This window comes from Streptomyces sp. NBC_00285, assembly GCF_036174265.1.
Classification (GTDB): Bacteria; Actinomycetota; Actinomycetes; order Streptomycetales; family Streptomycetaceae; genus Streptomyces.
On record NZ_CP108055.1, the window covers coordinates 4,425,138 to 4,443,494 of the forward strand.

Here is an 18,357-nt window from a genome sequence, read left to right on the forward strand (position 1 = left end):
GCACTGGTCACGAGGCAGCAACGATCTCCTGCTTGACAGCGGACGCGCACTTGCCGACCCCGTTCTCCCGGCGTAGACCAGTTCGCACGGGACACCCTCAACGTTCGACGAGGAACGAGGAACGGGGACGTGATGCGCAGCACGAGCAGCACAAACCGAAAGCCCAGGGCAGCGAAAACCGCGGCCGCCGCCCTCGCGACGGCCCTCGCCCTCTCACTCACCGCATGCGGCGGTGGCGACGACAAGGGCGGCGACACGGGCGCGACAGGCGCCAAGGAGTCCGGCACCACCGTCACCCTCCCCAAGCTGAACGGCGAGAGTCTGGAAGTCGCCGCCGTCTGGAGCGGCGAGGAGCAGGCCAACTTCAAGAAGGTCCTCGCGGAGTTCGAGAAGCGCACCGGCGCCAAGGTGACCTTCGTGCCCGCGCAGGACCCGATCGTCAACTTCCTGGGCTCGAAGGTCGCGGGCGGCAAGCCGCCGGACGTCGCGATGCTCCCGCAGCCTGGCGCCATCAAGCAGGCCGTGGACAAGAAGTGGGCGAAGCCGCTCGGCGCGGAGGCCAAGGCCGAGCTCGCGAAGAACTACTCGCAGGGCTGGCAGGACATCGGCAAGGTCGGCGGCACCCAGTACGGCGTCTACTACAAGGCCGCCAACAAGTCCCTGATCTGGTACAACGCCAAGGTCTTCGAGAACGCGGGCGCCACCGAGCCGAAGACGTGGGCCGAACTTCTCACCACCGCCCAGACGGTCTACGACTCGGGTGTGACCCCGTTCTCCGTCGGCGGCGCCGAGGGCTGGACCCTCACCGACTGGTTCGAGAACGTCTATCTCTCGCAGGCCGGCCCGGAGAAGTACGACCAGTTGGCCAAGCACGAGATCAAGTGGACGGACCCGTCCGTGAAGGACGCGCTGACCACGCTGGCCCAGGTGTGGGGCAAGAAGGACTACATCGCGACCGGCGCGCTGCAGACGGACTTCCCGGCCTCGGTGACGCAGACGTTCACCGGCGGCGACCAGCCCAAGGCGGCGATGGTCTACGAGGGTGACTTCGCGCAGGTCAACATCCAGACGGCCAAGGCGAAGGTCGGCACCGACGCGAAGGTGTTCCCGTTCCCGAAGGTCGGCGACACCGCCCCCGTGGTCTCCGGCGGCGACGCGGCCGTGATCCTGAAGGACTCCAAGGCGGCGCAGGCCCTGGCGACCTTCCTGGCCTCGCCGGACGCGGCAACGATCCAGGCCAAGCTGGGCGGTTACCTCTCGCCGAACAAGAGCGTGGACATCTCGGCGTATCCGAACCCGGTGCAGCAGAAGATCGCCAAGGCACTGGTCGGCTCGGGCGACGACTTCCGCTTCGACATGTCCGACCAGGCCCCGCAGGCGTTCGGCGGCACGCCCGGCAAGGGCGAGTGGAAGGCGCTGCAGGACTTCCTGACCAACCCGAAGGACATCGCGGGCACGCAGGCCAAGCTGGAGGCCGACGCGGCGGCCGCCTACGGGAACTGACGCGATGACGTCGGCCACGGAGGCAGGGGTCCCCCCGACCCCCGCCTCCCCGAAGTCGCGCAAGAGCGTGACCGGCACGCGCAGGACCGTGGCAGCGCTGTTCCTGCTGCCCGCTCTCGTGCTGCTGGGCGCGCTCGTGGTCTACCCGATCGGGTACTCGCTGGTCCGCAGCTTCTACAACCAGTCCGGTGACGGCTTCGCCGGTTTCGACAACTACAAGGCGCTGTTCACCGACGACGGCATCCGCACGGCCCTGAAGAACAACATCATCTGGGTGGTGTTCGCGCCGACGATCGCCACCGCGCTCGGTCTGGTCTTCGCGGTGCTGACCGAACGGGTGCGCTGGGGAACGGCGTTCAAGCTGGTCGTCTTCATGCCGATGGCGATCTCGATGCTGGCGGCCGGCATCATCTTCCGGCTGGTCTACGACCAGGACCCGGACAAGGGCTTCGCGAACGCGGTGGTGGTGGGCGTGCACGACACGTTCGCGCAGTCCTCGGCGTTCCCGAAGGCGCACCCGGGCCGGAACTCGCCGCTGGTCGCGGAGAAGGGCGGCTTCCTCACCAAGGGCGTGGTCCACACCGGCGGCACGGTCACGCTCCCCCTGGTCGGCGTCGCCCCGGACCAGATGCCCGGCGAGGCGAAGAAGGCCGTACCGCCGCAGGCCGACCCGGGCCGGATCACCGGCACCACCTGGCAGGACTTCACCCGCGGCAAGGGTGTGGGCACGCTCGGCGGGGTCGACCCGACCGAGCTGGGCTATCCCGGCATGAAGATCGAGGCGGTCAGGGACGGCAAGGTCGTCGAGACGGTGAAGGCCGGCGACGACGGCACGTTCTCGTTCTCCCCGAAGGCCGACGGCGCCCAACTGCGGCTCCCGGCAGGCAACTTCAAGGAGGCCTACAACGGCCTCGACTGGCTCGGCCCGTCGCTGGTGACTCCGGCGATCATCGGGTCGTACATCTGGATGTGGGCCGGTTTCGCGATGGTGCTGATCGCGGCCGGGCTCGCGGGCATCCCCCGGGAACTCCTGGAGGCGGCCCGGGTCGACGGCGCGAGCGAGTGGCAGGTCTTCCGCAGGGTCACGGTCCCCCTGCTGGCACCCGTTCTCGCGGTCGTCACCGTGACCCTGATGATCAACGTCCTGAAGATCTTCGACCTGGTCTTCATCATCGCCCCGGGCTCCTCGCAGGACGACGCGAACGTCCTCGCCCTGGAGCTGTACCGCAAGGGCTTCGCCGAGGACCAGCCGGGCATCGCGAGCGCCATCTCGGTGTTCCTGCTGCTTCTGGTGATCCCGGTGATGTGGTTCAACATTCGTCGGCTCAGGCGGGAGGTACGGCGATGACCACCGAGGCCCAGAGGCTTCCCGAGACGGCACCGGCCGGCGGGGTGAAGGCGAAGCAGTCGCTCGGCTCACGGCTCGTCGAGCGGGTCAGCGGCGGCTTGATCAGCGTCTTCCTCGTCATCGTCGCCCTGTTCTGGCTGGTGCCGACGATCGGGCTGATGATCTCCTCGCTGCGCACCCCGGGCGATCTGACGGCGAGCGGCTGGTGGCAGGTCTTCACCAAGCCCTCCCAGCTCACCTTCGACAGCTACGACAAGCTCCTCCAGAACAGCGACATCACCGGCTCCATCGTCAACACCGTGCTGATCACGGTCCCGGCGACGGTCCTGGTGATCGTCATCGGTTCGCTCGCGGGCTACGCGTTCGCGTGGATGGAGTTCCCGGGCCGCGACTGGTGGTTCATGGCCGTGGTCGGGCTGCTGGTGGTGCCGGTGCAGGTGGCGCTGATCCCGATCGCCGAACTCTTCGGCAAGATCGGCCTGTTCGGCAACATCTTCGGGGTGATCCTCTTCCATACGGGCTTCGGTCTGCCGTTCGCGGTGTTCCTGCTGCGGAACTTCTTCGCGGAGATCCCCCGGGAGCTCCTGGAGGCGGCGAGGCTCGACGGCGCGGGTGAACTGCGCCTGTTCGTACGGGTGGTGATGCCGCTGGGCGGGCCCGCGATCGCGAGCCTGGGCATCTTCCAGTTCCTGTGGGTGTGGAACGACATGCTGATCGCCCTGGTGTTCACGGACGCCGACAGCCAGCCGATCACGGTGGCCCTGCAGACCCAGATGCGCGCCTTCGCCGACAACGTCGACGTGCTGGCGCCGGGCGCGTTCATCTCCATGGTGATCCCGCTGATCGTGTTCTTCGCGTTCCAGCGGCAGTTCGTGACCGGCGTGATGGCGGGCGCCGTCAAGTAGCCGGTCGGGCAACCGATTTGAAGGGGCGGACCAATAGTGGTCCGCCCCTTCCCGTTCGCCCGAATGCCGTACGGACCGTAACCAACGGCCTTCATGGGGCGTTCCCGGGCAGACCGCCCGCGCCGACCCATGGATGTGCCGTGCCCAGGTTCAGTGTCATCGTCCCCGCGTACAAGGTGCAGGCGTATCTGCCCGCCTGCCTGGAATCGGTGCTGTCACAGTCGTACGAGGATCTGGAGCTGATCGCGGTCGACGACCGCTCCCCGGACGCGTGCGGTGAGATCGCCGACGAGTTCGCGGCCCGCGACCCGCGCGTACGGGCCGTCCACCTGGCGCGGAACAGGGGTGTCGGTCCCGCCCGCGACGCGGGGGCGGCCGAGGCCACGGGTGACTACCTGGTGTTCCTGGACGGCGACGACACCCTCGCCCCGCACGCGCTGCGGGCGATCGCCGACCGGCTGAAGGAGACGGGTGAGCCGGACGTCCTGGTCTACGGCCACGCGCTCGCCCCCTGGTCGGGCGAGACCGTCCGCGACGCGTTCGCGGGACAGCTCACCGAGCAGGGCCCGGCCCCGTTCCGTCTGGAGGACCGGCCGGGACTGCTCCTGGTACCGGCGGCGGCCTGGAACAAGGCGTACCGCAGGGAGTTCACCGAGCGCGGGGGCTTCGCCTTCCCGCCCGGTCATCACGCGGACCCGGCCTGGACCTACCCCGTCCTGATGACCGCGGAGACCATCGCCACCCTCGACCGGGTCTGCGTCCACCACCGGCAGCACCGGAAGGTCGGCGTCCCGGACACGGCGAGCCCGGTCGACGGCACCGAATTCGACGTCTTCGACCAGTACGACAGGGTCTTCGCGTACATCGACTCGCGTCCCGAACTCGCCCAGTGGCGGCCGGTGTTGTTCCACCGCATGGTCGACCATCTGTGGGCGGTGTTCACCGAGAGGGGCCGGCTCCCGCGCGGCACCCACGCGGAGTTCCTGCGGCGGGCCCGCGACCACTACCGCGCCCGTCGTGTCCCAGGTCACCCGGTCCCGGCGCGTTCGCGGCTGCGCCACCGGACGATCCGGCTGAATCTGTACCGCACCCTCCGAGCACGGCAACTGGCCCGGAGGCTGAGCCACCGGACCACCGAACCGGTCGTACGTCTGGCGAAGTCGCTGCGCGCGGCGGCCCTCCGGCTCCACTACCGCGTCCAGCGCCGGCTTCCCCTGCGTGCGGACCGTGCCGTCTTCGCCGCGTACGGGGGCCGCGGCCACGGCTGCAACCCGGGCGCCCTGGAGGAGGCGTTCCGCACCTTCGCCCCGCACATCCGCACCGCGTGGATCGCCCGCCCCGAGCACCACCACACGATCCCGACCGCGACCCGTCGGATCCGCCCGGGCACGGCCGCCTACTGGACGGCGCTCGCCCGCTCCAAGTACCTCGTGAACAACACCGAGTTCGACCATCGCCTGATCAAGCGCGCCGGTCAGGTCCTCGTCCAGACCCAACACGGCACGCCCCTCAAGCACATGGGCCTCGACCTTCAGGAACGCCCCGCGGCGGCACGGGACATGGACTTCGCGCAGCTCCTCGCCGACGTCGACAAGTGGGACCACGTCTTGTCCCCCAACCGCCACACCACCCTGACCTGGGAGCGCGTCTACCCCGGCGGCTACACCACGCTCCCCTACGGCCAGCCCCGCAACGACGTGTTCCAGAGAGCGACTTCGGAGGACGTACGGCGGGTGCGCGCGTCCCTCGGCATCCCCGAGGGCACGGTGGCGATCCTGTACGCGCCCACCCACCGCGACTACCGCCGCACCCAGCGCGCCGCTCTCGACCTGGACCGGCTGCTGCGCCGTCTGGGCCCCCGGTTCGTCGTGCTGGCCCGCGCCCATCACCGGCACGGCGGCCCGCTCGTCTCCCCGGCGCCGGCCCGGGTCATCGACGTCACCGACCATCCGAGCGTCGAGGCCCTGTGTCTCGCCTCGGACGCCCTGGTCACCGACTACTCGTCCCTGATGTTCGACTATGCGGGCCTGGACCGGCCGATCGTGATCCACGCCGACGACCGGGAGGCGTACGAGGCGGCCCGCGGCACCTACTTCGACCTGCGGTCCTTCGCGCCTGGGGCGATCGCGCGCAACGAGGACGAACTGATCGACATCTTCGCCACCGGCCACTGGCGCGGCTCCCGCTCCACGCAGCTGCGCTCCGCGTTCCGCGAGCGGTTCTGCCCGTACGACGACGGCCGCGCCGCCGAACGGGTCGTACGCCATGTCGTGCTGGGCGAGGCCGGGTTGCCGCCGGTGATCCCGCCTGCGGAGCGGCACCCGGTGCCGTCGGCGGTGGCCGCGTCGGAGCGTGCGCCGCTGACCAGCGTGGAGCGGCCGGCACCGAACACGACCGTCACCGAAACCCTCTGAAGGACCCCGGCATGCCGTCCAGCCCGTCCCATCCCACTCCGACCCGGCCGACCACGTGGCGCCCCACGGGGCGGCCGCGTTCGACCGCGCCGGCCTTTCGGTCCTACTCGACGACGAGCTCGACCTCGATGTTGCCGCGGGTGGCGTTGGAGTAGGGGCAGACCTGGTGGGCCGACTCGACGAGCTTGCGGCCGGTCTCCGTGTCCACCGTGTCGGGCAGCTCGACGCGGAGGGTGACCTTGAGGCCGAAGCCCTCACCCTGCTTGCCTATGCCGACCTCGGCGGTGACGGCGGCGTCACTGACGTCGACCTTGGCCTGGCGGCCGACGAGACCGAGAGCGCTGCCGAAACAGGCGGCGTAACCGGCGGCGAACAGCTGCTCCGGGTTGGTGCCCTCCCCGTTGCCGCCCAGCTCCACCGGCGGGGCCAGCTTCAGGTCGATCTTGCCGTCGTTGGAGACGGCGCGACCATCGCGGCCGTGGGTGGCGGTGGCGACAGCGGTGTAGAGCGCGTCCATGGAAAACCATCCCTCTCGAAGTCTTGTTCTGGCGGCTTTCGTTCGACCGCCTCACGACCACAAGTAGAGCACACAATTTAGTTGTGTACAACTAAATGGCCCGCAAGAGCTATCCTGGAACCATGACCACGCCACCGACCGCCACCGACTGGCTCCGCCTCGACCAACAGATCTGCTTCTCCCTGAACGCCGCCTCCCGCGCCTTCGGCAGCGTGTACCGCGTGATCCTCAAGGATCTGGGGATCACCTATCCCCAGTACCTCGTGATGCTGGTGCTGTGGGAGCACGGCGACCTGCCCGTCAAGAAGCTGGGCGAGCACCTTCGGCTCGACTCGGGCACCCTGTCGCCGCTGCTCAAACGGCTGGAGACGGCCGGCCTGGTACGGCGCGAGCGCAGCACCCTCGACGAGCGCTCCGTGCTGGTGCGGCTCACCGAGGAGGGCGTCGCCCTGCGCGAACGCGCGGAGCAGGTGCCGCGCCGGATCGTCTCGGCGACCAGCTTCGACGTGGACGAGATCGGACGACTGCGCTCCCGCCTGGACGAGCTCACCTCGGCGCTGGACGCGGCGGTGCACGCCGAACTTCCCGACGGGGACTGACACTTACCGAAAACCAGCGGCGCTTCAGGCCTGCGCGGCACATGCCCGCCTGCGATCCGCCCTGGCGGGACGTCCCGCGACCGGTTCGCCCGCCGCCTGGCAGGCCGCCCGCGCCCGGGTGCTGCGGCTGCTCGCCGGTCGCCGGTCGCCGGTCGCCGGTCGGGACGCTGCTGGGACGCCGTCGGCCGCGAGGTGTGGCGGCGGCTCCGCCATCACCGGTCGACGTCCTCGCGCATGGCGCCGGGCCGCTCCTGCTCCTCCCCGGGCTGCTGCCGGGCCGGGCGCTCTCCCGCACACGCGTGTGGCGCTCGACCGTCCCCCTCCCTCCGGCACCGCGCGTGTCCCCCGGTTCACTCGTGGTCACCCCGACGGCGCCCGCCGGACCCGTTCGCCTGGTTCACTGATACGCGGCCACGGGCCGACAGTCGACACGGGTCAACCGACGAGGGGACGGCAGTACATGACCTGGCTGATCACCGGCGGCGCCGGCTACATCGGGGCGCACGTCGTGAGGGCGATGACCGAGGCGGGCGAGCAGGCGGTCGTGTACGACGACCTGTCCACCGGGATCGCCGAGCGCGTGCCGGCCGACGTGCCGCTGGTGGTGGGCTCCACGCTGGACGCCGAACGGGTCGCACACACCCTCGCGGACCACGAGGTCACCGGCGTGGTCCACCTGGCGGCGAAGAAGCAGGTCGGCGAGTCGGTGGAGCTGCCGCTGCACTACTACCGGGAGAACGTCGAGGGCCTGCGCGTCCTCCTGGAGGCGGTGACCGCTGCCGGGGTCCCCTCCTTCGTCTTCTCGTCCTCCGCGGCCGTGTACGGCATGCCGGACGTCCCCCTGGTGACGGAGGAGACGCCGTGCGCGCCGATGTCCCCGTACGGCGAGACCAAGCTGGCCGGCGAGTGGCTGGTCCGCGCAACGGGCCGCGCGACAGGCCTCGCCACGGCCTGCCTGCGCTACTTCAACGTGGCGGGCACTGCGGCCCCCGAGCTGGCCGACACGGGCGTCTACAACCTGATCCCGATGGTCTTCGAGAAACTCACGGCGGACGCGCCCCCGCGCATCTTCGGCGACGACTACGACACCCCTGACGGCACCTGCGTCCGCGACTACATCCACGTCGCCGACCTGGCCGAGGCACACGTGGCCGCCGCCCGCGCCCTCCAGTCGTCCCCCGGCCGCGGCCTCACCGTCAACATCGGCCGCGGCGAAGGCGTCTCCGTCCGCGAGATGATCGACCGCATCAACGCCCTCACCGGCTACGACCGCCCCCCGACGATCGCTCCCCGCCGCCCCGGCGACCCACCCCGAGTCGTGGCCTCGGCCGACCTCGCAGCCACAGAACTCGGCTGGAAGGCCAAGCACGACATCCAGGACATGATCACTTCGGCCTGGGAGGGATGGCTGCGGCTGCATCCGGGGGCGGCCCGGGGGTAGCGGCGGGGCGGGCCGCCAGGGGGAGGGCTCGGGGACTCGGGGGCGTCGTAGGGCGGCGGCCGTGACGGCCTGGGGCTTCCGCGAGGCGGCGGTGGCGGCTTGGGCCTTCCGCGAGGCGGCGGTGGCGACTCGGGGGCTAGCCTGCGCGGATGGTCGTTCCCGTAGAGCGCGCCTTGGGCGCCGTCATCGGATCCGCCGTGGGTGACGCGCTGGGCGCGCCCTTCGAGTTCGGACCGGAGGGCGCCTTTTCGGCACGGTTCCCGGAGCCGGGGCACGGCGGTGAGATGTGCGGGGGTGGCGGCTGGGACCCCGGCGAGGCGACCGACGACACGCAGATGGGGGTTCTGGTCGCCGAGTCCCTGGTGGACTGCGGCGGGCTGGAACTCCCGGACGTCTTCAGGCGGTTCCGGCAGTGGGCGGCAGCGGAGCCGAAGGACATCGGCCTCCAGACGGAGGCCGTGCTGAGCGGCGGCGACCCCTGGGACACCGCTGCCGCTCTGCACTTCCAGGTGAGCCAGCGGGCCGCGGGAAACGGCTCGCTGATGCGGGCGGCCCCCTCCGCCGTGTACTTCGCCGCACAGGGCCGCGACGCCACGATGGACGCGGCCCGCCGCCTGGCCGCCCTCACCCACGGCGACCGAGCGGCCTGGGAAGGCACGGCTGTCCTCCACGAGCTGATGCGGGTCGCTCTGGCCGGCGGGGACCCGCTGGACGCCGTGGCAGCCACCCTCGCAGCCGTCCACCCCGACCACCGACGCCGCTACGCCACCGTCCTGGCCCCCGATTGGCACCCTGACCAAGCCACGGAGTTCAACGGCGCCGTATGGCCCTGCCTCGGCTCCGCGGTCTGGGCGTTGCGCACGACAATCTCCTACGAGACGGCAGTCCGCGCCGCGATCGACCTGGGCGGCGACACGGACACGGTGGCAGCGGTGACCGGCGCCCTGGCCGGCGCGGTCCACGGCATCACTGCCGTCCCCGAACACTGGACCGCCGCACTGCACGTGCCGCTGCCGGGCTTCGCCGACCGGGTTCTGAGCGCGGCAGACCTGGCAGCCCTGACCCTTCTCCTGATCGCCTGAGGAGTCCAACCGCTCGACAGTCCACCCTCAGGCCCCCAGGACCGGCAGCAACTCCCGAATCGTGCGCACGCCGGGCCCTGCGGGGCGCCGGCAGCAGGGATCCGGGGCCGCGCACCGGCACTCCTCGCCCTGCGCCCTGCGCGCGGCACCTGGCACCTGGCACCTGGCACCTGCCGAGCCCGATGAGGCTCAGAGTGCCTTGAGTGCCTCCGTCGTTGCCCGGGCCAGCGCCGCGAGGTACCCCTTGGGCAGCTTCGGGCTGCGGATCACGACCGAGCGCCAGTAGAGCGGGCCCGAGATCAGATCCAGCGCCAGCTCGTCGTTGAAGCCCGCGCGGAGCTCACCGCGTCCCTCCGCCGCGACGACGATCTTGCTGGCGACGCCCTCCTGCCCCTTCTGTAACGCGTTCTGGAGGGCCTCGGCGATCTCGGGGTTGCGGGCCGCCTCGGCCTGCAGATCGGGGATGATCTGCGAGGCCACAGGGTGCCGCAGGGCCCGGGACGTCACCTCGTACAGCATCCGCAGGTCGTCCTCCAGGGAGCCGGTGTCCGGCACGGGCAGGCCCATCACCGCGATCTCCGAGACGACGTCGAGGACCAGGTGCAGCTTGGAACGCCAGCGACGGTAGACAGCGGTCTTGCCGACGCCCGCGCGGCGCGCGATGCCCTCGATCGACATCCGCGCGTAGCCGACGGCCGCCAGCTCCTCGAAGACGGCCGCCCTGATGGCATCCGTCACGTCCTCGCGGAGTACGGCGGCTCCTGCCGGGGCACGGCGGCGCGGACGGGTCTGCGGCGCGTCGGCGTTGGTCGTCATGCGGACCAGCATAGGGCGTAGCGACGAAACGGTCCCGTCCCGACGCGACTCGTTACGACGGGACGGTCTCGTTCCGGCGACGGCCGTGACGACGATACGGTTACGTTCCATCGTCATTCGTCGCGACGAAACGGTTGCGTTCCGACGCTCACTCGTCCTACGCTCACGATGCGACGATACGGTCCCGTCCCGACGTAAGAAAACGTGAAGAATCACGTAAGGAAACATCAGGTGACGGACCGACCGCCCGCATGCGCCTCCCCTTCTCCCCCACCCCGAACGAAAGCAGCGGATGTGAGCCAGGTCCTCGACACACCGCCCCCGACAGCACCCTCCGCCGGCGACGACCTCGCGGCCCTGGCCGTCCGTCACGGCCTGTCGGTCAGCGGTGCCCGTCCCTCCCTGCCCGAGTACGTCCGCCAGTTGTGGGCACGGCGTCACTTCATCACCGCGTTCGCCACCGCCAAGCTCACCGCGCAGTACGCCCAGGCGAAGCTGGGCCAGGTCTGGCAGGTCATGACCCCGCTGCTGAACGCGGCGGTGTACTACTTCATCTTCGGCGTGCTGCTGGGCACCAAGAGGAACGTGCCGGACTACGTCCCGTTCCTCGTGACGGGCGTGTTCATCTGGACGTTCACGCAGAGCTCGATCATGGCGGGCACCCGCGCGATCGCCGGCAACCTCGGCCTCGTACGCGCCCTGCACTTCCCGCGGGCCGCGCTGCCGATCTCGTTCGCCCTCCAGCAGCTCCAGCAGCTGCTCTTCTCGATGGCCGCCCTGGTCGTCATCCTGCTCTGCTTCGGTGTGCCCATCGCCGCGTCCTGGCTGCTGGCGATCCCGGCGCTGGTACTGCAGTCCGTCTTCAACGCGGGCGTCTCGATGATCATGGCGCGGATGGGGGCGAAGACGCCGGACATCGCACAGTTGATGCCGTTCATCCTGCGCACCTGGATGTACGTCTCCGGCGTGATGTGGAGCATCGACAAGCTGGCCAAGGGTCACCACAACTGGCCGCACTGGGTGGTCCCCGTCCTCCAGGCCAACCCGGCCGCCGTCTACATCGACCTGATGCGCTACTCGCTGATCGACAGCTTCCACGCGAGCCAACTGCCGCACCACGTGTGGCCGCTCGCGGTGGGCTGGGCGCTGGTCGCCGGCGTCGGCGGCTTCATCTACTTCTGGAAGGCTGAGGAGACGTACGGCCGTGGCTGACATCGCGAACGACCAGATCCCCACCGTCGTCGCCGACGGCGTCGACATCATCTACCGCATCAACGGCACCGGGGCCGGCAGGGGCTCCGCCACCGCCGCGCTGAACCGCATGATGCGGCGCGGCCAGGCCGAGAAGGCGGCGGGCGTCCGCACCGTGCACGCCGTCAAGAACGTCTCGTTCGTGGCGTACAAGGGCGAGGCCATCGGTCTGATCGGCACCAACGGATCCGGCAAGTCGACCCTGCTCAAGGCGGTCGCGGGCCTCCTCCCGGTGGAGAACGGGCAGATCTACACGCACGGCCAGCCCTCCCTCCTCGGCGTGAACGCGGCTCTGATGAACGACCTGACCGGCGAGCGCAACGTCTACCTGGGCGGCCTCGCCATGGGCATGTCCCGCGAACAGGTCAGGGAGCGCTACGAGGAGATCGTCGACTTCTCCGGCATCAACGAGAAGGGTGACTTCATCACCCTCCCGATGCGGACGTACTCCTCCGGCATGGCGGCCCGGCTGCGCTTCTCCATCGCCGCCGCCAAGGACCACGACGTTCTCCTCATCGACGAGGCCCTGGCCACCGGCGACCGCTCCTTCCAGAAGCGTTCCGAGGAACGCATCCGCGAACTGCGCAAGCACGCGGGCACCGTGTTCCTCGTCAGCCACAGCAACAAGTCCATCCGTGACACCTGCGACCGGGTGCTCTGGCTGGAGCGCGGCGTACTGCGCATGGACGGCCCCACGGACGAGGTCCTGGCGGCCTACGAGGACTTCACGGGCGGCCCGGACAAGGCCAGGGCCAAGCAGCCCGCGGCAGCCGTCTGAACTGCCGCTGTACGACGACGGGGGCGCCCGGGACATGAAGTCCCGGGCGCCCCCGTCGTCGTGGGCCCGACGCAACGGCCGTACGGCTTACGAGTGCTGCCGCAGCAGGGTGCGCATCGTGCGCATCGCGACGGAGAGGTTCGCGAGGTCGAAGGCGTCCGAGCCCTGGATCTCCTCCAGGGTGGTGCGCGCCCGACTCAGGATCGGGGCGTTCTTCTCCTCCCAGGCCTTGAAGCGCTGTTCGGGGGTCGAGGTGCCGTTGCCGACCGCCAGGACGTCCGCGGTCAGCGCCGAGTGGGCGGCGTAGAGGTCCTCGCGGATGGAGGCGCGGGCCATGGACTGCCAGCGGTCGGCGCGGGGCAGCTCGATGATGCGGTCCATGAGCTGGGTGATGTGGAGGCGGTCGGCGAGGTCGTAGTACACCTCGGCGACGTCCATCGGGGCCCGGCCCATGCGGTCGGCCACCGAGACGATGTCCAGGGTCGGGAAGGCGGAGGAGAACCCGGCCACGCGCATGGCGACCTCGTCCGGCACACCGACGCCGGTCAGCTCGTCGTAGATCTTCTGGTACCACTCCAGGTCCGCGCCCCGCAGCAGCTTTGGCAGCTGCGACCACACCAGTTCGACGCGGTCACCGAAGAACTCGATGGTCTCGGCGAGTTGGAGCGGCTGCGGCCGGTTGTTGAGCAGCCAGCGCGTGCCGCGCTCGACGAGGCGGCGCGAGTGCAGCCGGATCCGGGTCTGTACGGCGGCCTCGACCTGGTTGTCGAGCGACTCGACCCCGTCCCACACGGTGGCCGAGCGGAAGATCGCGCGGGCCACGGTCTGCGCCCGGACGATTTCCTCCAGCGACGCGCCGGTCTCCTCGCGGAGGCGGTGCAGGTAGGTCGTACCGCCCGTGTTGACCGTGTCGTTGACCAGGACGGTCGTGATGATCTCGCGGTGCAGCGGGTGATTGTCGATGTGGTCGGCGAACTTCTCGCGCAGCGCGGACGGGAAGTACGCGTGCAGCAGTGTGCGCAGGTACGGGTCGTCCGGCAGAGAGGTGTGCAGGAGTTCGTCGGCGACCGTGATCTTGGTGTACGCCATCAGGACGGCCGTCTCCGGGCTGGTCAGCCCCTGTCCGGCGCTGAGGCGTTCGCGGATCTGACGGTCGGTCGGCAGGAACTCCAGAGCTCGGTCCAGGTGCCTCTCGCGCACCAGATGGCGCATGAAGCGCTGCTGGGCGTGGAGCATGTCCTTGGACTGGGCGAGCGCGTTGGCGATCGCGGTGTTCTGCGCGTAGTTGTTGCGCAGGACCAGGTGGCCGACCTCGTCGGTCATCTCGGCGAGCTGCTTGTTGCGCTGCTTGACGGTCATGTCGCCGTCGGTGACGAGGCCGTTGAGCAGGATCTTGATGTTCACCTCGTGGTCGGAGGTGTCCACGCCCGCACTGTTGTCGATGGCATCGGTGTTGATCTTGCCGCCGTGCAGTGCGAACTCGATCCGGCCGAGCTGGGTCAGGCCCAGGTTGCCGCCCTCGCCGACGACCCGTACGCGCAGGTCGGCGCCGTCGACGCGGATCGGGTCGTTGGCCTTGTCGCCGACGTCCGCGTGGGTTTCGGTGGACGCCTTCACGTAGGTGCCGATGCCGCCGTTCCACAGCAGGTCCACCGGCGCCTTGAGGATCGCCTTCATCAGGTCGGCCGGGGTCATCTTGGCGACCTTGTCCTCGATGCCGAGGGCCTCGCGGATGTGGGCGTTGACCTGGATGGACTTGGCGGTGCGGGGGAAGACGCCGCCGCCCGCGGAGATGAGCTCGGTGTTGTAGTCGGCCCAGCTGGAGCGCGGGAGTTCGAAGACGCGGCGGCGCTCGGCGTAGGAGGTGGCCGCGTCGGGCCTCGGGTCGATGAAGATGTGCCGGTGGTCGAAGGCGGCGACCAGGCGGATGTGCTCGGAGAGCAGCATGCCGTTGCCGAACACGTCACCGGACATGTCGCCGATGCCGGCGACGGTGAAGTCCTCGGACTGGGTGTCGACGGCCAGTTCGCGGAAGTGCCGCTTGACGGACTCCCAGGCGCCGCGGGCGGTGATGCCCATGCCCTTGTGGTCGTAGCCGGCCGAGCCGCCGGAGGCGAAGGCGTCGCCGAGCCAGAAGTTGTACGACTCCGCGACCCCGTTGGCGATGTCCGAGAACGTCGCCGTGCCCTTGTCGGCCGCGACCACCAGGTAGGTGTCGTCCTCGTCGTGCCGCACGACGTCGGCCGGTGGCACGACGTCTCCGGCCACCATGTTGTCGGTGATGTCGAGCAGGGCCGAGATGAACATCTTGTAGCTGGCGATGCCCTCGGCCAACCAGGCGTCGCGGTCGACGGCCGGGTCGGACAGCTGCTTGGCGACGAAGCCGCCCTTGGCGCCGACCGGCACGATGACGGTGTTCTTCACCATCTGCGCCTTGACCAGGCCGAGGATCTCGGTACGGAAGTCCTCGCGCCGGTCGGACCAGCGCAGCCCGCCGCGCGCGACCTTGCCGAACCTGAGGTGCACGCCCTCGACACGCGGCGAGTAGACCCAGATCTCGAACGCCGGGCGCGGGGCCGGCAGGTCGGGGATGGCCTGCGGGTCGAACTTCATGGAGACGTAGTCGTGCGGCTTGCCGCCCGCGGCCTCCTGGAAGAAGTTGGTGCGCAGGGTCGCCTTGATGACGGTCAGGAAGGACCGCAGGATCCTGTCCTCATCCAGTGAGGCCACCTGGTCGAGGGCCGCGTCGAGCTCCTCCAGGAGGGCGTCTACGAGTTCGTGCCCGGCGCGCTGCCGGTCCGGAGACATCCGCGCCTCGAACAGGGAGACGAGCAGCCGGGTGGTGTGGACGTTGTGGCGGAGGGTGTCCTCCATGTAGTCCTGGCTGAATGTCGAGCCCGCCTGGCGCAGGTACTTCGCGTATGCCCGCAGCACCGTCGCCTGCCGCCAGTTCAGGCCGGCGCTGAGCACCAGGGCGTTGAAGCCGTCGTTCTCCGCCTTGCCGGTCCAGGTGGCGGCGAAGGCCTCCTGGAATCGCTCGCGGCCGTCGTCGCCGAGGTGGTCACCGGTGCCGTTCTGCGACCGGGGCATGCGCAGGCCGAAGTCGTAGATCCAGGCGATGCTGCGGTCGGAGCAGCGCAGTTCGTAGGGCCGCTCGTCCGTCACCTCGACCCCGAGCCGACTGAGGACCGGCAGGACGGCCGACAGGGAGATCGCGTCGCCCTTGCGGTAGATCTTGAAACGGCGCTCCTCGGGGGCGGCGCCCACCGGCTCGTACAGGCTCAGCGCGAAGTCGTTGTCCTCGTTGAGCCTCTCCAGGTGGACGAGGTCGGCGACCGCGGAGCGCGGGGTGTGGTCGGCCTTGTATCCCTCGGGGAAGGCGGTGCCGTAGCGGCGCAGCAGTTCGGCGGCGCGCTCCTCACCGAGCTCGGCGTTGAGCGCCTCGCCGAAACCGTCGGCCCAGGAGCGGGCGGCCTCCACCAGGCGGGTCTCGATGCGCTCCTTGTCGTCGTCGCTGAGCTGCGGCAGCTCGGTGCCCTGCGGGACACGGACCACGAAGTGCAGCCGGGACAGGATCGACTCGGTGTTCCAGGCGGTGAAGTCGACGCTGATGCCGTCGAGTTCCTCCTTCAGGATGTCGATGATCCTGAGGCGGACACCGGTGGTGTAGCGGTCGCGGGGCAGGTAGACGAGGGCCGAGTAGTAGCGGCCGTACTCGTCCTGACGCAGGTACAGACGCAGCCGGCGCCGCTCCTGGAGGTACAGGACGGAGGTGGCGATGGACTCCAGCTCGTCGGCCGGGGTCTGGAAGAGCTCGTCGCGCGGGTAGGTCTCCAGGATCTGGAGCAGGTCACGGCCGTCGTGGCTGTTGGGTGAGAAGCCCGCCCGCTCCAGCACCTCCTCCACCTTGCGGCGGATCACCGGGACGCGGCGCACCGACTCGGTGTAGGCGGCGGAGGAGAACAGTCCGAGGAAGCGCCGCTCACCGACGACGTTGCCGGCCGCGTCGAACTTCTTCACACCGATGTAGTCGAGGTACGAGGGCCGGTGCACGGTCGCCCGGCTGTTGGCCTTGGTCAGCACGAGCAGCTTGTGCTCACGGGCCTTCGCACGGGCGTCGGCGGGCAGCCGCTCGAAGGACGGGCTGACCGGGTGGCTCTCCTCGTCGGCATGGTGCGGGTCGGAGCGCAGGATGCCGAGTCCGGTGCCGGGGACGGCCACGAGGGAGTCGTCCTCCCTGAGCTGGTACTCCCGGTAGCCGAGGAAGGTGAAGTGATCGGCGGCCAGCCAGCGCAGCAGCTCGCGTGCCTCGTCGATCTCCATGTCGCGCAGATCGGAGGCGACGGGCTCGGCAGGCAGTTCGTCGGCCATACGGAGGGCCGCGTCCCGCATCTTCTCCCAGTCCTCGACGGTCTCGCGGACGTCGGACAGGACGCGCAGCAGGTCGGCGGTGATCTGCTTCAGGTCGGCACGGTCGGTCTCGCGGTCGATCTCGACATGGATCCACGACTCGGTGTGCGCGTCGTGCGGGAGGTCCCCGGCGGAAGGCGGGGCGGTGAGGACCTCGATCAGCTTGCCGGTGACGTCACGGCGGACGACGACCTGGGGGTGGATGACGACATGAATGCCGCGTCCCTGCCGGGTCAGCTCGTTGGTGACGGAGTCGACGAGGAAGGGCATGTCATCGGTGACGACCTCGACGACCGAGTGGGTGCACGTCCACCCGTTCTCCTCCACCGTGGGTGTGTGGACGCGCACGTTGGCGGTGCCCTGCGGGCGGTTCTCGCCCAGCCGGAAGTGCGAGAGCGCGGCTCCGTAGACATCGATGGGGTCGCGGGAGGTCAGGTCTTCCGGGGCGGTGTGCAGGTAGTAGCGCTGGAGGAACGCGAGCACGGTCTCGCTGTCCGGGGTGTCCGGGGTGCGGGAGATGTCCTCGTCGGTCGTCCCAGTCGGTAGGTGCCCCCCGACCGGGCTGTTCTCAGCTACCCGTGCAGCCCTCTCGAGCAGCTCGGCCTTGGCTTCGTCCAGCTTGGTCTGCATTGTCCTCTGACTCCTGTCGCGCGCCGTTGCGTGACGTAGAAGGAAGTACGGCTCTTCCCCTGCGGCTCGGACGCCACGGCCCCGGGGTCTCCGGTCTGCTCCGACGCTATGCCGCAAGGTGAGATGAGCGGGGGGATATCAGCCATTCTCGACACGCCCGCCAGGTGTGACGCTGCTCTCTGCCGCGCCGGTGACGAGGGTGTACTCGGCGTCATGAGGGCCCCTACGGCCCCGTCCCGCCCGCGAGGACCAGCGGCCGCCGCCCGGCGACGGAGGTGTTCCGTGCGCACCGGGCGCAGGGCGGGGGCCACAGCGCCCCCGCGAACTATCGCGCTGATCACGCCACCAAGGCTATCGCTCCTTGCAGGGGGGGCGTCATGAGCCGTATGTGTACAAAAGCAGGGGTCGAACTTTGACAGTCTGCACAGGGGCGGAAGGGGCGAAGCCGTCGTAATACGACAGGTCGCCCAGCGCGCGTTCCGGGAGGTCGCCCAGCGCGTGTTCCGACGGGTCACCCAACTTGCGTCCCGACAGGTCGCCCAGCGCGTGTTCCAGCGGGTCACCCAGCGCGCGTTCCGGCGGGTCGCCGGACAAGCCGCCGGGCGGTTCCGCCGGACCTTTCGTCAGGCGCCTCGCCGGCCGCGCCTCGGTCTGGGTCGCGGG

The 18,357-nt window shown here is 69.8% G+C and carries 12 protein-coding genes; 9 read left to right on the top strand and 3 right to left on the bottom strand.

What is annotated here, in order from left to right; all coding sequences use genetic code 11:
• Positions 1-132 precede the first annotated feature (132 nt).
• The 4 genes from OHT57_RS20395 (at position 133) to OHT57_RS20410 (ending at position 6,170) form a co-directional block, all read left to right on the top strand.
• Positions 133-1,503: an ABC transporter substrate-binding protein gene (locus OHT57_RS20395; RefSeq protein WP_328747892.1), complete on the top strand. Its 1,371-nt coding sequence runs from the start codon at positions 133-135 to the stop codon at positions 1,501-1,503.
• Between the two features lie 4 nt (positions 1,504-1,507).
• Positions 1,508-2,851 (top strand): carbohydrate ABC transporter permease, encoded by a 1,344-nt coding sequence (locus OHT57_RS20400; protein ID WP_328747893.1) that lies wholly within the window; start codon positions 1,508-1,510, stop codon positions 2,849-2,851.
• The gene (locus OHT57_RS20405) at positions 2,848-3,756 is read left to right on the top strand and encodes a carbohydrate ABC transporter permease (protein WP_328747894.1); all 909 of its coding nucleotides are present in this window, start codon (positions 2,848-2,850) and stop codon (positions 3,754-3,756) included. Before OHT57_RS20400 ends, OHT57_RS20405 begins: the two co-directional genes overlap by 4 nt.
• Before the next feature lie 140 nt (positions 3,757-3,896).
• Entirely contained in the window at positions 3,897-6,170 is a 2,274-nt protein-coding gene (locus OHT57_RS20410; protein WP_328747895.1) for a bifunctional glycosyltransferase/CDP-glycerol:glycerophosphate glycerophosphotransferase, read from the top strand.
• 103 nt (positions 6,171-6,273) lie between these two features.
• Here the strand turns inward: OHT57_RS20410 and OHT57_RS20415 are convergent, their stop codons facing one another.
• Positions 6,274-6,687: an organic hydroperoxide resistance protein gene (locus tag OHT57_RS20415; protein ID WP_328747896.1), complete on the bottom strand. Its 414-nt coding sequence runs from the start codon at positions 6,685-6,687 to the stop codon at positions 6,274-6,276.
• Positions 6,688-6,809: 122 nt separating this feature from the next.
• Here OHT57_RS20415 and OHT57_RS20420 point away from each other — a divergent pair, with 122 nt between their 5' ends.
• The 3 genes from OHT57_RS20420 to OHT57_RS20430 all read left to right on the top strand — a co-directional run bounded on the left by OHT57_RS20420 (position 6,810) and on the right by OHT57_RS20430 (position 9,809).
• On the top strand, positions 6,810-7,286 hold the full coding sequence (locus OHT57_RS20420) for a MarR family winged helix-turn-helix transcriptional regulator (RefSeq protein WP_328747897.1): 477 nt from the start codon (positions 6,810-6,812) through the stop codon (positions 7,284-7,286).
• A gap of 460 nt (positions 7,287-7,746) precedes the next feature.
• Positions 7,747-8,727 carry a UDP-glucose 4-epimerase GalE gene (gene galE, locus OHT57_RS20425; protein ID WP_328747898.1) on the top strand — a complete coding sequence of 327 codons (981 nt, stop codon included), beginning with the start codon at positions 7,747-7,749 and terminating at the stop codon, positions 8,725-8,727.
• A gap of 149 nt (positions 8,728-8,876) precedes the next feature.
• Positions 8,877-9,809 (top strand): ADP-ribosylglycohydrolase family protein, encoded by a 933-nt coding sequence (locus tag OHT57_RS20430; protein WP_328747899.1) that lies wholly within the window; start codon positions 8,877-8,879, stop codon positions 9,807-9,809.
• A 189-nt stretch (positions 9,810-9,998) separates the two neighbouring features.
• Here the strand turns inward: OHT57_RS20430 and OHT57_RS20435 are convergent, their stop codons facing one another.
• The gene (locus tag OHT57_RS20435) at positions 9,999-10,625 is read right to left on the bottom strand and encodes a TetR/AcrR family transcriptional regulator (protein WP_328747900.1); all 627 of its coding nucleotides are present in this window, start codon (positions 10,623-10,625) and stop codon (positions 9,999-10,001) included.
• Between the two features lie 294 nt (positions 10,626-10,919).
• Between OHT57_RS20435 and OHT57_RS20440 the strand changes: the two genes are divergently transcribed.
• Positions 10,920-11,837, top strand: a complete 918-nt coding sequence (locus OHT57_RS20440; protein ID WP_328747901.1) for an ABC transporter permease — start codon at positions 10,920-10,922, stop codon at positions 11,835-11,837.
• Positions 11,830-12,654: an ABC transporter ATP-binding protein gene (locus OHT57_RS20445; protein ID WP_328747902.1), complete on the top strand. Its 825-nt coding sequence runs from the start codon at positions 11,830-11,832 to the stop codon at positions 12,652-12,654. The genes OHT57_RS20440 and OHT57_RS20445 overlap by 8 nt, the downstream gene beginning before the upstream one ends.
• Positions 12,655-12,741: 87 nt before the next feature.
• Here OHT57_RS20445 and OHT57_RS20450 read toward each other — a convergent pair whose 3' ends face one another.
• Positions 12,742-17,694, bottom strand: coding sequence for an NAD-glutamate dehydrogenase (locus OHT57_RS20450; RefSeq protein ID WP_328747903.1), 4,953 nt, complete (start codon positions 17,692-17,694; stop codon positions 12,742-12,744).
• Positions 17,695-18,357 lie beyond the last annotated feature (663 nt).

Coding starts and splice junctions, on each gene's coding strand:
- OHT57_RS20395 (WP_328747892.1), top strand. CDS start 133: ATGCGCAGCACGAGCAGCACAAACCGAAAGCCCAGGGCAGCGAAAACC.
- OHT57_RS20400 (WP_328747893.1), top strand. CDS start 1,508: ATGACGTCGGCCACGGAGGCAGGGGTCCCCCCGACCCCCGCCTCCCCG.
- OHT57_RS20405 (WP_328747894.1), top strand. CDS start 2,848: ATGACCACCGAGGCCCAGAGGCTTCCCGAGACGGCACCGGCCGGCGGG.
- OHT57_RS20415 (WP_328747896.1), bottom strand. CDS start 6,687: ATGGACGCGCTCTACACCGCTGTCGCCACCGCCACCCACGGCCGCGAT.
- OHT57_RS20420 (WP_328747897.1), top strand. CDS start 6,810: ATGACCACGCCACCGACCGCCACCGACTGGCTCCGCCTCGACCAACAG.
- galE (WP_328747898.1), top strand. CDS start 7,747: ATGACCTGGCTGATCACCGGCGGCGCCGGCTACATCGGGGCGCACGTC.
- OHT57_RS20430 (WP_328747899.1), top strand. CDS start 8,877: ATGGTCGTTCCCGTAGAGCGCGCCTTGGGCGCCGTCATCGGATCCGCC.
- OHT57_RS20435 (WP_328747900.1), bottom strand. CDS start 10,625: ATGACGACCAACGCCGACGCGCCGCAGACCCGTCCGCGCCGCCGTGCC.
- OHT57_RS20450 (WP_328747903.1), bottom strand. CDS start 17,694: ATGCAGACCAAGCTGGACGAAGCCAAGGCCGAGCTGCTCGAGAGGGCT.